Annotated in this window: 10 protein-coding genes; 2 read left to right on the top strand and 8 right to left on the bottom strand. The window is 68.1% G+C overall.

Translation table 11 applies throughout. The features are described 5' to 3' along the window. Nucleotides 1-2 precede the first annotated feature (2 nt). Nucleotides 3-866, top strand: coding sequence for an aminoglycoside phosphotransferase family protein (locus ACFVWG_RS32220; protein ID WP_391547222.1), 864 nt, complete (start codon nt 3-5; stop codon nt 864-866). A 24-nt stretch (nt 867-890) separates the two neighbouring features. Here ACFVWG_RS32220 and ACFVWG_RS32215 read toward each other — a convergent pair whose 3' ends face one another. From ACFVWG_RS32215 to ACFVWG_RS32180, 8 genes are all read right to left on the bottom strand, one after another. Beyond that, on the bottom strand, nt 891-1676 hold the full coding sequence (locus tag ACFVWG_RS32215) for an alpha/beta fold hydrolase (protein ID WP_391547221.1): 786 nt from the start codon (nt 1674-1676) through the stop codon (nt 891-893). Continuing rightward, on the bottom strand, nt 1676-2392 hold the full coding sequence (locus ACFVWG_RS32210) for an alpha/beta hydrolase (protein ID WP_391547220.1): 717 nt from the start codon (nt 2390-2392) through the stop codon (nt 1676-1678). Before ACFVWG_RS32210 ends, ACFVWG_RS32215 begins: the two co-directional genes overlap by 1 nt. A gap of 127 nt (nt 2393-2519) precedes the next feature. After that, on the bottom strand, nt 2520-5183 hold the full coding sequence (locus tag ACFVWG_RS32205; protein WP_391547219.1) for an ATP-binding protein: 2664 nt from the start codon (nt 5181-5183) through the stop codon (nt 2520-2522). Between the two features lie 385 nt (nt 5184-5568). Next, nucleotides 5569-6825: an ArgE/DapE family deacylase gene (locus ACFVWG_RS32200; RefSeq protein WP_391547218.1), complete on the bottom strand. Its 1257-nt coding sequence runs from the start codon at nt 6823-6825 to the stop codon at nt 5569-5571. Between the two features lie 7 nt (nt 6826-6832). Further along, the gene (locus ACFVWG_RS32195; protein ID WP_391547283.1) at nt 6833-7372 is read right to left on the bottom strand and encodes a DUF6609 family protein; all 540 of its coding nucleotides are present in this window, start codon (nt 7370-7372) and stop codon (nt 6833-6835) included. Between the two features lie 36 nt (nt 7373-7408). Beyond that, nucleotides 7409-8272, bottom strand: a complete 864-nt coding sequence (locus tag ACFVWG_RS32190) for a phosphotransferase family protein (RefSeq protein WP_391547217.1) — start codon at nt 8270-8272, stop codon at nt 7409-7411. Nucleotides 8273-8275: 3 nt separating this feature from the next. Next, on the bottom strand, nt 8276-9565 hold the full coding sequence (aspS, locus tag ACFVWG_RS32185) for an aspartate--tRNA(Asn) ligase (RefSeq protein WP_391547216.1): 1290 nt from the start codon (nt 9563-9565) through the stop codon (nt 8276-8278). Nucleotides 9566-9815: 250 nt separating this feature from the next. Further along, nucleotides 9816-12035: a sigma-70 family RNA polymerase sigma factor gene (locus ACFVWG_RS32180; protein WP_391547215.1), complete on the bottom strand. Its 2220-nt coding sequence runs from the start codon at nt 12033-12035 to the stop codon at nt 9816-9818. Nucleotides 12036-12556: 521 nt separating this feature from the next. Between ACFVWG_RS32180 and ACFVWG_RS32175 the strand changes: the two genes are divergently transcribed. Next, nucleotides 12557-13165, top strand: coding sequence for a hypothetical protein (locus ACFVWG_RS32175; protein WP_391547214.1), 609 nt, complete (start codon nt 12557-12559; stop codon nt 13163-13165). Nucleotides 13166-13343: the final 178 nt, after the last annotated feature.

The raw sequence follows: 13343 nt of genomic DNA, 5'->3' as shown, positions 1-13343 counted from the left end.
ACATGGAGATCACCGAAGACCTCGTCCGGAACCTGCTCCGCGACCAGTGCCCCGACCTGGCCAAGCTGGAGCTGCGTGAGGTCATCGGCGGCTGGGGCAACCAGATGTGGCGCCTGGGGGAGGAGCTGGCCGTCCGGATGCCCCGTCAGCAGCGTGCGTCGGAGCTGCAGGAGGTCGAGTACCGGTGGCTCCCGACCCTGGCTGAGCGGCTCCCGCTACCAGTGCCAACTCCGGTACGGCGTTGTGTGCCGTCTGAGCGTTTCCCCTACCCGTGGCTGATCACCCAGTGGGTGCCCGGTGAGCCGGCGGATCGGGAGTTCATCACGGCGGATGAGTCGGGTACCACCCTGGCGACATTCCTGCGCGCACTGCACCAGCCCGCGCCAGCCGACGTACCGGCGAGCTATCGGACCGGACCGCTGCGGCTGAGCGACATCGAGCACTTCTCCGAGAGCATCGCGCCGCGGGACGACGTACGGGAGATCTGGGCAGATGCTGTCGCTGCACCGGCTTGGGACGGGCCGCCGGTGGTTATCCACACGGACCTACACCCCGCGAACGTTGTGGTCGCCGATGGTCGGCTGGCCGGGGTGATCGACTTCGAGGACCTGGGGAGCGGCGACCCTGCCATCGACATCTCCGCTGCGTGGGTGCTGTTGCCGGATGGCGCGGCCAAGCGGTTCTTCGCGGCCTATCCGATGGACGACGCGACCTTCCGGCGGGCCCGCGGCCACGCTGCGATCAAGGCGATGTTCGTCCTGGCCATGGCAGTCAACGGGGAGCGAGGGCTGCGCGGAGGCAAGCCCACGTGGCGGGCAGCGGGGGAGCTGGCTCTGGAACGCGTCGTCGGCCGGTCCACCCGGTGAGGGGTGGACCGGCCGACAGGTGACTCAGCGAGCGGCTTGCTCGATGGTGTGGGTGACCAGCGACGGCTCCGAGAGCATCACCAGGTGTGAGGCTCCGGGGGCCTCGACGACCTTGGCGTTGGCCCGCTTGGCCATGAACCGCTCAGCCGCGGGGGCGATTGCGCGGTCCTTGCCGGCGATGACGGCGTACTTCGGGAGGTCGGCCGGTGCGCTGGCCGGGACGGTCTCGGTGAAGACCGACGCGGCGACCGGACGCTGCGACGAGGCCAGTACGGCGGCCTGCCGGCTGGGCAGGTCGGCGGCGAAGACCCACCGGAACGCATCCGGCTTCATGACCAGGTCCACACCACCCGGGTAGGTGATCGTGTTGGTGGTGGTCTCGTTGATCTCGCTTCCGGGGAACTGTGCGTTCAGTGCGCCGATGGTCTCCCCTGCCTGCGGGACGAACGCTGCGACGTAGACCAGCGACTTCACATCGGCTGCTCCGGCGAGCTCGGTGATCAGAGCACCGCCGTACGAGTGTCCGACCAGGACCTTCGGGCCGGAGATGCCGGCCAGGACGCCCTTCAGGTACTCCGTGTCGGTGGCGATGCTCCGCAGCGGTACGGCGGGGGAGACAACCGTGTAGCCGTCCCGCTGGAGCTTCTTGGTGACCTCGGACCAGCTGCCGCCGTCGGCGAACGCTCCGTGCACGAGGACGATGGTGGGCTTGGGCTTGGGCTTCGGCTGGTGGGTCGCGGCGGCCGTGGTAGCTCCGGTGACGGTCAGCAGGACAGTGGCGACGGCTGCGGTGAGGCGACGGATGCGCATTACTTCGCACCACCCTCGACTGCGGTCGCGATGAAGGCAGCAACGGCCTTGGGCTGTGAGACGGCGACTGCGTGCGAGCCGTCGACCTCGATCGTGGTGGCCTTGGCGCGGGCTCCCATGGTCCGCTGGCCCTCCGGGTGGATGGCCTCGTCGGCCGAACCGATCAGCTGGTAGACCGGCAGCCGCTTCCAGCTCGCCGGACCGGACTTCTCCTCGAAGGCCGCGGCCGCGATCGGACGCTGCGTGCGGGCCAGCAGGTCGTACTCCGCGACGTCGGCCGCGAACAGGTCGTGGAACTTGGCCGGGTCGATGCTGAGGAAGGTCTCCTCGCCACCGTCACCCGTGGGCAGCTGGTGCGGGACCAGTCCGGTGCCGAAGTCGTTGGCGGGGAAGCTGCCGAGCAGGTCCTGCAGGCTCTCGCCCTCATCGGGGATGAACGCCGAGACGTAGACGAGGGCGGTCACGTTGTCGGCGGCGTTCGCGACGTTGGTGATCACCGCGCCGCCGTACGAGTGCCCGACCAGGACGACCGGGCCGTCGATCTCCCGGACCTGAGCAGCGATCCGGCTGCCGTCGTACTGGGCGCCGTGCAGCTCGTTGGACAGTGCCACCGCCGGGATGCCGCGGCTGGTGAGCTCTGCGATGACGCCGGTCCAGGACGAGTTCTCGGCGAACGCTCCGTGCACCAGGACGACGGTGGGGGTCTTGTCGGTCATCTGTCTCGCACTCCTTCAGTAGGTGATGACTGAAGATTGCCGCGAGGTGCCGCTCCGGCGGATCGACCGATCATCTGAACTTCTGGCGAACGCATGAGGCGTGCTGGGGTGCCGGTGCACCCAAAACTCATGCGTTCGGGGGAGGCGCGAACCGCTCCAGCACCAGCCGGGTCAGCTGGACCCTGGAGTTCACCCCGAGCTTGCCGAAGACCGACCGCAGGTGTGTACCGACCGTGCTGGCCGAGACGACCAGCTGCTCGGCGGCTGACCGGTTGGTGTGCCCCTCGGCGACCAGCAGCGCGACCCGGCGCTCCATCGGAGTGAGTGCCTCCCACCCGGCCTCAGCACGAGCCGGTACGGCGGACCACCGGCGTCGGCGTACTCCGGCCGACTGGAGCGTCGCCTGGATCTTGGCGGCCGGTGCGGTGGCGCCCAACGTGGTGAGGGTGTCCAGCACCTGCTCTAGTACTGCGACTCCGGTCGCACGGTCACCGGTCTCCAGCTCCGCACGGCCATAGCGGTCGTCAGCCTGTGCAGCCAGCAGTGGTCGGTCTGCACCGCGCAGTTGTTCGGCCGCTGCCGCCAGCCGCTTCAGGTCTGCCCCGGCGGCCACCAGCTCACGCGCACCGAGTGCCGCCACGCACGGACTCGCTTCGACCTGCGCTGCCAGCAGGTCCTCGGCATCTGCTTGCACGAGGATGCTGACCCGCTCCGGAAAACCATGCGGTACGTCGCGCAGCCGTGGCAACGCCTTCGTGTCGCCATCGGTGATTGCGAGCAGAGCGTTGATGATTGGGTCGGCGCCTGCGAACTCCCGCGCCTTGGTGGAGTGGCCCCGCAGCAGAGCGATCAGGGCGAGCACCTGCTGCGTGACCGGCACCAGAGCGGTTTCGTGGAGATCATTCATCCACCGCTGGCCGTTTCTCGCCTCCTCCTCGGCTGCGTCGAGGTTGCCGGCCGCGTACTCGAGCCGGGCGTGCAGAACACTCAGATGGGCAGCGGACTGCCAGTCACCGGCGGTCATCAGTTCGCGGCTGCGCTTCAGTGCCTGGGGCAGCTCGTCGGCCTCGGCGCGGCAGTAGAGCTCGCCGACCTCCAGCAGGGTGTCAGGGAGGCTGCCCAGGTCCGGCGTCACTTCGCGCGCCTCGACGTAGTAGCCGCGAGCTGTGGTGTACCGGCCCTCGTCCCGAGCCGCCTCGGCAGCTGCGGCCAGGACGATCGCCCGGGCCACCGGGTCGGTCAGACGGGGGAGCAGGTCGGTCGGTGAGACCTCGTCTGGGGCCAGCAGCGTCCGGTAGGCCGTGAGGCGCTCGGTCAGGTGGGTAGCTGCGCCCGGCGCGAAGAGGTCTTGCCGCTCCAGACGGCTGGTCACCCACTGGCGTGGCGCCAGGTGCAGGCGGATCGATGCGCGCAGGTCCGGCGTGACCGGTCCGTGGTAGAGCGCCGTACCGCCGAGCAGGTCATCGGCGAACGCCTTGGCCCGGTCGTACTGGTAGGCAGACAGCAGGATGGCGACGACGTCGACACCGACCTCGGCGCGCAGTGGGTCGTCGATAGGTGTCAGGTCGAAGGCCTGCTGGATGACCTCTGCTGCTGTGGTCGACATGGTTGCCAGCAGCTCGTGGGCGGCCTGGCGCAGGGTTGCTACGGCGTTGGTGTCGCCCTGCTGCGCAACGGCCAAGACATGTGGTGCAGCGGCTGCGGCGCCGCGGCCTGCCGCGACCAGTTGACTCGCGATCGCGCCGTGCAGCGCGCGCTGAGCCGAGGGTGGTACGTCGGCCAGGGTCGCTGACCTCAGGAGCTCGTGCCCGAACCGCAGTGTGGAGCCCGCGTCGGTCAGCAGCCCGGCCTGGATCGCCTCGTCCAGTGCGGTGGCCAGCTTGGCCACAGGCTCGGACATCAGCGCAGCCACATCCTCAAGGCGGAACTCACTACCAAAAACCGCAGCAGTCCGAACGAGTGTCCGGGCAAGCTCGGACAGCCCGCTGCTACGTCGTCGCACACCCTCGACGAGTCCGGGCGCCAGCGGGCCGGTGGGAAGGCCGGCAGCCAGCAGCGGACCAACCGGCCCAACACCAGCAACCCCTGATCCAGCGGTGGTCAGATAGAGGCCGGCGATCAGTTGCTCGGCCAGGAACGGGCTGCCCTGGACACCAGCTAATTGGTGGGCGAGCCCTTCGTCCACTGGGCCGTTCAGTCGGTCCTTGGCGATGTCCTGGATCGCCTCTGCACTGAGCGGCCTCAACTCAACGGTGTGCACCGGGATCTGGGTGCGGACCGCATTGACCAGTTGGTCGGCGACACCGCCGGGAGCTGGGCGGGTGGCTACTAGCCAGAGCAGTTGGTGAGTCGAGAGCCGGGCGATCATCACTCGGAGCGCGAAGGCGCTCAGCGGGTCTGACCACTGCGCGTCGTCCAGAACGATCAGAGCGTTGGTTCCGTCGAGCCGACGGCCCACCAGGTCGGCCAGCCGCTCAGCCAGCCACAGCGGCTGAGTGTTGAGCGTGGCCAGCTCCATGAAGTGCTCGGTGTCGATCAGCGGTTCGCGTCCAGCCCTGAGCGCCGGTGCGAGCGAGGAGAGCGGGCTGATGTCATCCGTCTGCTGCGCCGTGGCCTGCGCGACCAGAACCCCCTGCCGCTCCGCCTGCTCAACCGCCGCAGCCACCAGCGCCGACTTCCCCAGCCCCGGCTCACCCGCGATCACGGCCAACGACGCCGTACCGCCCTCAGCCGCCCGCAGCGCCTCAAGCAGTCGCCCGAGCTCCTCCGAACGCCCCCGCAACGGCACCATGCTGCGTTTCTACCATCCACCCCACCTCAAGCACCGCCCAGCCGTCCGGATCCCACCTTGAGCACCCCTCAACCGTTTTTTGAGCCCGAGAGTGGTTGAGCCGTGCTCAAGGTGGTGGCGTGGGACCACCTTGTGCACCGTTCGACCACTTCTTCGGCGCGGAAGTGGTTGACCCGTGCTCAAAGTGGGCGTTCCTGCTCGAGGGTGGGTCGGCGTGTCTTTGTGCACGGTTCAGTCACGCGGGCGCACTTTGAGCACCCACTAACCGTTTTCCGGGCCCGAGAGTGGTTGAGCCGTGCTCAAGGTGGTGGCGTGGGACGACCTTGTGCACCGTTCGACCACTTCTTCGGCGCGGAAGTGGTTGAGGGGTGCTCAAGGTGGGGGGTTAGGTGCAGCGGCGGAGGGCTAGGAGGGCGTAGGTGCGGGTGGCGTGGAGGACTTCGGCTAGGTGGACGTGCTCGTCGGCGGCGTGGGCGTAGCGGACGTCGCCGGGGCCGTATTGGAGGGTGGCGATGCCTGCTGCGGCGTACTGGCGGAGGTCGGAGCCGTAGGGGGCGCCCTTGACGGGTGGGGTCGGTACGCCGGTGTCGGACGCCGCCTGCAGGGTGTCCGAGAGCAGTGCGTCGTTGTCGGGGAGCAGGCCGGAGGCGAACTCACCGCCGGGCCAGGTGACGGTCGCGGGGTGGTCGCGTAGCCAGTCGTCCTTGGCACAGGCCTCGGCGATCGCTGCTTCGAAGGCGGCTCGGGCGGTAGCGACCGACTCGCCGAGCCGAACGCCGTACCGGCCCTCGGCGACGAGCAGATCGGGGACGGTGCTCGCCCAGTCGCCGGCCTGGATGGTGCCAACGGACAACGGGTTGGCCAGGTCGAGGTGAGCGAGCAGTGGGTGCGGGTCGCGGTTGCGCTCGGTCTCCAGTGCCTGCAGGGCGTTCTGGAGCACGGTGAATTTCTCGATCGCGCTCACCCCGCGGCTGCGAGTCGAGCCGTGCGTGGCGAGCCCGGGGACCTCAAGGCGGAAGGTGAGCGAGCCGGCGTTGGCGGGGATCACTGCACCCGCAGTCGGCTCAGCAATCAGGCAGGCCTCGCTGGTGTGACCGCGCTGCAGCGTTGCGAACGCTCCCGCACCACCGTCCTCCTCACCGAACACGGTGTGCACAGCCAACGGCTTACGGAGCTCGACCCCGGCAGCAACGATCGCCGCCACCGAACCCAGGATCGCTGCCACACCGCCCTTCATGTCACACGTGCCACGACCCCACATGACCCCGTCCGCGACCCTCGCCGAGAACGGATCGCGACCCGGCCACTGCGCAAGGTCACCAGGCGGTACGACGTCCACATGCCCGTTGAGGATCAGCCCCGGCGTACCGTCTCCGCCTAGCACCCCCACACAACCCCACGCACGCTCCCGCTCCACTTCCCACCCCGGAAACCCCGGATCAGCAGTCAGAGCGGGCAGATCGACCTCCCAGTGGTCCACAGCCAGCCCCAGTACGCCGAGCCGCTCCGCGCACCACGCCTGTACGTCGACCTCAGCCGCTGTCCCGTCCACACTCGGGATCTGCACCAACTCCCGGAGTACCGCGACCACCTGCTCGTCGTCGACCGCCTCTAGGACCTTCTGCTCAACCTCACTCAGCATGCGCCCATCATGCCTGCGACGGACGCCGGTAGCTGATCCAGATCATGGCAGTGCCCGCTGCGACCTTCAGGACGCCGTCGGTCACCCAGAAGACTCGGTAGGGGACGTCCGACAGCAGCAGACCGACGGCGGCATTGAGCATGCAGATGAGGCCGAGCAGCCCACAGACCGGCCCGTGGGAGAACAGCAGGATCAGGAAGTGCACGCCGACCACGAACAGGATCCAGAGCCAGAACTCCCGGGACTCCCGGTCCGGCACCTTGGCGACCACCAGATTGACCAGCCCACCCTCGGCGATGAAGCCCACCCCCAGCACAACCCAGTGCCGGATCTTCGGAGTCCCCAGGCCGGTGAAGATCGTCTTGGTGATGCCGCCGATCATCATCGCCAGGAACGCGAGGGCGGCGCCCGTGATCAGTGCGGGCAACAGCCAGTTCCGGCCACCTGCTCCGCCCACGATCACCCCGAGGCCGACCAGCACCAGCAACGCGCCACCACCACGGATGAGCGGAAAACGGCGAGCCATCCCGGACCAGTCAGTCAGCATCAGCACCTCCGCACGATAGACGTGTCAGAGGTCGCGCTACCCGTCCAGCAGGTCGACCACCCGGCGCGCGCCGACGGCTACCAGCTCCTCCATGACGGGCGACCGTCTGTGGGCGAACTCCGCAACACTTGCGTAGATCGAGGCCGCACAGACTGCGGCTGTTGCGTGGCCGCCAGCTTGGAGGGCTGCTTCGACGAAGAGCTCGTCGATTCCAGGCGGTGCACCGTCGCGGGCGGCTGAGGCTGCGAGGGAGATGAGGTCGTAGACGCGTGATCCGGAGCCGGCGGCCTCGAAGTCGATGATGCCGGTCAGCAGGCCGTCTTCGACCAACAGATTGCCGAGGTTGAGGTCACCGTGCACGAGGTCGTTGGTGGGCAGCGGGTGATCGCGGTGGGGACGGCACAGGGCGTCGTACCGATTGATGAGGTCGGTCACCTCGCCGCCGTAGCCGCGGACGCGTTCCCACAGGTCGTCCTCCCAGCCCTCGAAGACGACACCATGGGCGTACCCGGACCAGTTCACGATGTCCTCGGGTACGAGGTCGCGTTGCAGTTCACAGGCCGCGATCAGTTGCCGGGCGAGTGATTCGTCGACGAGCGTCGCGCCGCGGATCGGCGTACCGGGCACGAAGGCTTGCAGCTGGTACGGCGAGCCGGCGGTCGTGGTGCCGACTGCTAGCCATTCCGGGGTGGGGTAGCCGACGGCGCGGGCTCGGCGTACTAGATCGGCGGCGCGGTGGACGCGCGGGGACCAGTCGGGGTTGTCGGTCCATTTGAGGACGGCGCCGTCGGTGAGTTCGAAGGCGCCGGACTGGAGACCACCGGTCAGTCGTCGCACGAGGGTGTAATCGGTGCCTAGGGCAACGTTCAGCTCGGCGACGACTGACTCGGTGGTGTCCATTTGTCAGGGCGTCAAACGATGCAGGTCGCGCGGGAACAGCGTGACTTCACGGACGTTCTCGGCTCCGATCAGGCGGGCGACGAAACGTTCGAGGCCGATGGCGAAGCCGCCGTGGGGTGGCATGCCGTGTTTGAACGCTTGCAGGTATGACGTGTACGCCGGTGCGTCCGCTGACTCACCGCGTGCGGCCAGGGCGGCCTCGTAGTCGCTGTAGCGGTGCAGGCGCTGCCCACCGGTGACCAGCTCGACGCCTCGGAACAGCAGGTCGAACGAGTTGGACCAGCGAGGGTCAGACGGCTGTGAGTGCGTGTAGAACGGACGCTTCACCATCGGATAGCCCTCGACTGCAATGAACGCGCTGCCGTGCTCACGCAAGGCCCACTCGCCGATCGCGCGCTCGTCGGCCGGTGCGAGGTCTGGCTCGTCCGGGTTCGCGCCGGCGAGCTTGAGCGCCTCGGTGAAGTGCAGGACCGGTACGTCGACCGGAATCTCCGGCAGCTCGACTCCGAGCCGTTCCAACGCAGACGACGCCCGTTCGCCCACTGTGGACAGCATGGTGGCCAGAACAGAACGCAGTACGGCGAGAACGTCGCGGTGGTCCTGGATGAATCCGAACTCCGCGTCGAGCGAGACGTACTCGGCTAGGTGCCGCACAGTGTCGTGGGGCTCGGCCCGGAAGACCGGACCGACCTCGTAGACGCGCTCGAACACGCCAACCATCGTCTGCTTGTAGAACTGCGGAGACTGCGCCAGGTACGCCGGTCCGCCGAAGTAGTCCAACGCAAACACGTTCGCGCCGGACTCTGTCGCCGTACCGACGATCTTCGGCGTCTGGATCTCCGTGAAGCCCTGACTGTCCAGGGCCGCCCGGAAACCGTGCAGCGCCGCTGCAGCGATCTCCCAGCCCGCTCGCACCGCAGGGTGCCGCAGCGCGACTGGTGCGTTGTCCAGTACGACGGGCAGTCCGGCGCGGACGCTTGGTCGCCAGAGCTCGATCGGCGGTGTCGCGGCCGGTTCGGTGAGCGGTTCGATCACCGGGTCGACCAGCTCCGCACCACCGGGTGCCTGTGCGTTCGCGGCGACCGTGCCGGTCACCTGAACTACTGTCTCTTCGCCGAGTTCGTCCAGCTGGGCTTGGGTTTCCGGCGCCTTCACGACGATCTGGCTGAGGCCGGACCGGTCGCGCAGGATCAGGAAACTGACGGCCGCCAGCCGTCGTCTTCGGTGCACCCAGCCGGCCACCGTCACGGTCTGGCCTACTGCTGAGGGGATCTCTTGGTTGAGAATTCGCATCACTGTTTCACCTCCAGGTCTGTACTCGAACCCCGGAGGTGTGGGCGAAGGGGAATCTCGCGGTGCCACCACACCTTCACCAGAGCAGAACGCTCTGGCCTCTTGCCGTGCATCCGCTCAGGAGTGTCTTCACGACCGCTCCACGTGCCGCCTTCACAGCTACCGGCGGCTCTCTCGGACGTGGTGTACGGCGCTACTCGGTTCCGTCAGCGCGAACAAAGCCAGCATAGGCCAAGCGGGCAACAGGATTTCAGCGGCTGCCCGAAGCCGGGGGGATCTGGACGGAGTCGGTGTCCTGGCGGCCGCCGACCCGGGCGTACACAGTGACCGTGTTGGTGCTGCCCTTGCCGGGCCACGCGCTCCACTCCGAGTTGAACGGCTTGCGGTAGCTGTCCGTCCAGCAGGTCGCCCGCCGTACGTCGGTGGACCGGGAGCACGTCCAGCCGTGGTCCAGCGCGTTCAGGAAGGACATGTTCTTGCCCCAGGAGATGTCCAGAGTGACGCGGCGATTCGTGACGCCGTTGACCTGGAGGAACCGGTTGTAGACGAACGGGTTCGGGTCGTCGTGCGGTGACGGGGTGAGGATCTGCAGCAGTGACTCGTCGTTCCGTACGCCGGGCAGCGTCTCGGAGTCGGTGTCACTGACCAGTCCGGCCGTGGCGCTCACTGTGAACGTCCTGGCGCTGGCCGAACCACCCTCAGGCACTGGGAACACGGCAGGAAGGGGGACCGGCTTCAGCGGAGTGAGCGACGTACAGGTCTTGGTTGTGGGGGAGCACTTCCAGCCGGCTGGGTTCTTCATGAACGGCCACTGCAGGCTGGAGCCATAGCTGATCTTGAGCGTCACTGCGGTCCGGTCCAGGCCCGGAGCCACTGTCAGCACGCGGTGGTGGACGTCGTTGTCCGCCGGGCCGTTGAGGATCTTGAGCAGGTTCTCGTCGGTGCGCGCCGGGGCTTCCAGCGTGCGCGAGTCGTCGTCGTAGAAGCGGCCCGTCTTGGCGGACACCGTGAACGTGCGGTCCGGGTTCGTGCCTCCGGTCGGGTTCGTGAACGACACGGTCATCGGCTCCGGCTTGGCCGAGTTGGTCGCCGTACAGGTCCCGGCTGCCTTGTCGCAGGTCCAGCCGCGCGGGTTGCCGCTGAGCGGCCAGGCGAGGGCCTTGCCGTACTTGAGGCCGATCACCACCGGCTCCTGGTTACCCGTCGGGGTCTTGATGGTGATCACGAAGCTCATGCCAGCTGCCGCCGCGGCGGGTGCACTACCGCCACCGGAGATGCGCTTGGCCGGCGGGATGCTGATCGTCAGCAGTCCCTCGTCCAGCACCGGCGTTGTCGGTGTGGGCGTCGGAGTGGACGTCGTCGGGGTGGGAGTCGTCGGCTGAGTGGTCGGAGCTGTCGTCGGGGCCGTTGTGGGTGCCGTGGTCGGCGCAGTCGTCGGCTTCACAGGGGGCGGCTGCGTCGGCTTGACCGGTGGCACGGTCGGCGGATTCGCCGGCGGCTTGGTCGGCTGCGACACGGACGGCTTGTCGATCGCGGCCGGGGGAGTCTCGTTGCCGGTCAGCGCCATAGCGGCGATCACTGCGGCCACCGCGACGACTACGACCGCACCGGCGCCAACAGCGGTCCGCGTGCTGTTCTCCGTTGCCTTGCGCCACAGGGTGACGAAGACACCCGCCAGTCCGATCTTGGTGCCGGAGGCTGCGGCCAGGTAGCCGAGACCCGCCGTACCGAGCAGGGCCGGGGCGAGCAGTGCAGGCAGTGCGCTGTTGACCTCAACCAGCTCGAGGTAGACCGCCGTGCACTTGGCGCAGTCGTCCAGGTGCTCGCGGACGTTGCGGTTCTCGCGCTTGGTCAGGCCGCCGCGGACGTAGGCGCCCAGACGCTCAGTAGTCCAGCGGCAGCGGTCACCGGCCACGTCAGCCAGGTGCTGCTGCAGGTAGGCCTGTCGGAGACCCTCACGGGCCCGGTAGGCGAGTGCGGAGACACCGTTGGCGGTCAGCCCGAGCAGGGGCGCGATAGCGGCCGGCTTCTCGCCCTCAACCTCGGTGTGCCACAGCACGGCCTGCCAGCGCTCCGGCAGGCTCGCGAACGCCTTGGCGGCTGCACCGCTCTCGAAGCCGGTCACAGTCGGGTCGTCGAAAGTCTCCGGCTCCCGCTCGTACGCCGCGATGTCATCGGTCGTCTGGACCTTCTTGCCGGACCGGATCCGGTCGACGTGCACTCGCCGTACCGTCGTGAGCAGGTAGGCGCGGAAGGAGATATCGGGGCCACCGCCGCCGCGCAGCGCGTCCAGCACCTTGGCGAAGGCGTCACTGGCCAGGTCGTCGGCGTCTCCCGCCGGAACCAGCTGGCGTGCCATCCGCTCAGCTGCGTGGTGGTGCCGGCCGAACAGCTCGCCGTACGCCTCCAGGTCGCCGTTGCGAACGCGCGCGATCAGCTCCGCGTCGCTCGGCCCTTCCGGCGTCTCCATGTTTCCCCCGTGCTCTCGTTCACTGTACTGGCCTGCGTTGTCACCGTGTGTCACATCGTTGCCGGAGACAAGGCTCCCACGAGAGACGCTCCCACGCATCTGTTTCTGACGCGGACTGTGCCTCTTTCCTGACGAGATGACCAGCACGGAAGTTACGCGAAAAAAGTTTTGGGAATCCGCGTCATGAACTTCCCGCCCGGCTGTCTCACTGCTGGAACGACGCTTCCGGCCGTCCGGCCGGGAGGCTGAAGGGACCCCTGAGGAGGGACATGTCACTGTTCGCGGACATCCGCCGACGGTTCGACCTGCGCCCGCCGAAGTCCCTGAACCTGGCGGGGTCGCCCGCCCGGAACACGCCGGAAGCGTCGTCCCCTGATCTGGGGTCATCAGGTCCGCCGCGCGGGAGGAGGGACCCGCACGGAGGGCAACTACACGGGGAAGCACCACATCACGGGGGATCGGGTACCGATCGCAGCGCCTATCTCGCGATTGCCGAGGCGTTGCACGACGGTGCCGATGTCGTGCCTGCGAGTGACGAGGTCGGCCGCCGGCTGGCGGCCGACGGAGTCTCGTTGCTCGAGGCACTCGATGGGCTGAGTGCGCTGTACCGCTCGATCGCCGGGGGCGAGCCGGCTTTCGCCGCGGTACGCGCACTCAGTTCCAGCTGGGCCGAGGCCTCGCTGATCTATCTCCACACGCTGTCCTGCGAGGACCCGCTGACCGGGCTGTCCAGCCTGGCGCACCTGCGGTCCCGGCTGGGAGAGCTCTACCGAGAGGCGGAGTTCCGTGGAACTTCCGTACCGCAGACCCACGCACTGGTGGTTGTCGAGCCGCTCAATCCCCCAGGCACGCCGCCGTTCGAGCGCGAACTCCGCCTCGTCGACGTCGCGGAGTGCCTGCGCATCGTCTTCTGTGGGGGTGACGTACTGGGTCGCGTCGGCGCACGCCGCGCGGCGGCGCTCGTCGGCCGCGACCCGAACCTGCCGGAGCAGGTCGAGACGGTACGAGCCCTGATCACCCAGTGGCGGCTGGACACCGACGTACCGCAGTTGGCCCGCGTCTGGATCGAGGGCCTGCCCGGTTCCGAAGTGATGGCCGAGCGGGTGCTGGACGAATTGGCGCGCCCCTAGAACTCGCGTCCGGGCGCCGACAGGGGGACGCCCGGACGCCTCAGGCCGGTAGTGGGGGGGGGAGGGCAGGGGGGGGGGGGGGCCCCCCCCCTTTTTTTTTTTTTTTTTTTTTTTTTCTTGTCTCTTTTTTTTTTGTTTTTTGTGGGTTTTTTTTCCTCCTCTGCCCTCCCCCCCCCCT

It is taken from the genome of Kribbella sp. NPDC058245, from assembly GCF_042882005.1.
Classification (GTDB): domain Bacteria; phylum Actinomycetota; class Actinomycetes; order Propionibacteriales; family Kribbellaceae; genus Kribbella.
Note: the sequence above shows the minus strand (reverse complement) of the source record. Positions and strands in the feature narration are given on the sequence as shown.

What these genes read in the sequence shown, in the direction of transcription:
- aspS (WP_391547216.1), bottom strand. Translation starts at nt 9,565, where the DNA reads ATGCGAATTCTCAACCAAGAGATCCCCTCAGCAGTAGGCCAGACCGTG.
- ACFVWG_RS32180 (WP_391547215.1), bottom strand. Translation starts at nt 12,035, where the DNA reads ATGGAGACGCCGGAAGGGCCGAGCGACGCGGAGCTGATCGCGCGCGTT.
- ACFVWG_RS32220 (WP_391547222.1), top strand. Translation starts at nt 3, where the DNA reads ATGGAGATCACCGAAGACCTCGTCCGGAACCTGCTCCGCGACCAGTGC.
- ACFVWG_RS32200 (WP_391547218.1), bottom strand. Translation starts at nt 6,825, where the DNA reads ATGCTGAGTGAGGTTGAGCAGAAGGTCCTAGAGGCGGTCGACGACGAG.
- ACFVWG_RS32195 (WP_391547283.1), bottom strand. Translation starts at nt 7,372, where the DNA reads ATGCTGACTGACTGGTCCGGGATGGCTCGCCGTTTTCCGCTCATCCGT.
- ACFVWG_RS32210 (WP_391547220.1), bottom strand. Translation starts at nt 2,392, where the DNA reads ATGACCGACAAGACCCCCACCGTCGTCCTGGTGCACGGAGCGTTCGCC.
- ACFVWG_RS32215 (WP_391547221.1), bottom strand. Translation starts at nt 1,676, where the DNA reads ATGCGCATCCGTCGCCTCACCGCAGCCGTCGCCACTGTCCTGCTGACC.
- ACFVWG_RS32205 (WP_391547219.1), bottom strand. Translation starts at nt 5,183, where the DNA reads ATGGTGCCGTTGCGGGGGCGTTCGGAGGAGCTCGGGCGACTGCTTGAG.
- ACFVWG_RS32190 (WP_391547217.1), bottom strand. Translation starts at nt 8,272, where the DNA reads ATGGACACCACCGAGTCAGTCGTCGCCGAGCTGAACGTTGCCCTAGGC.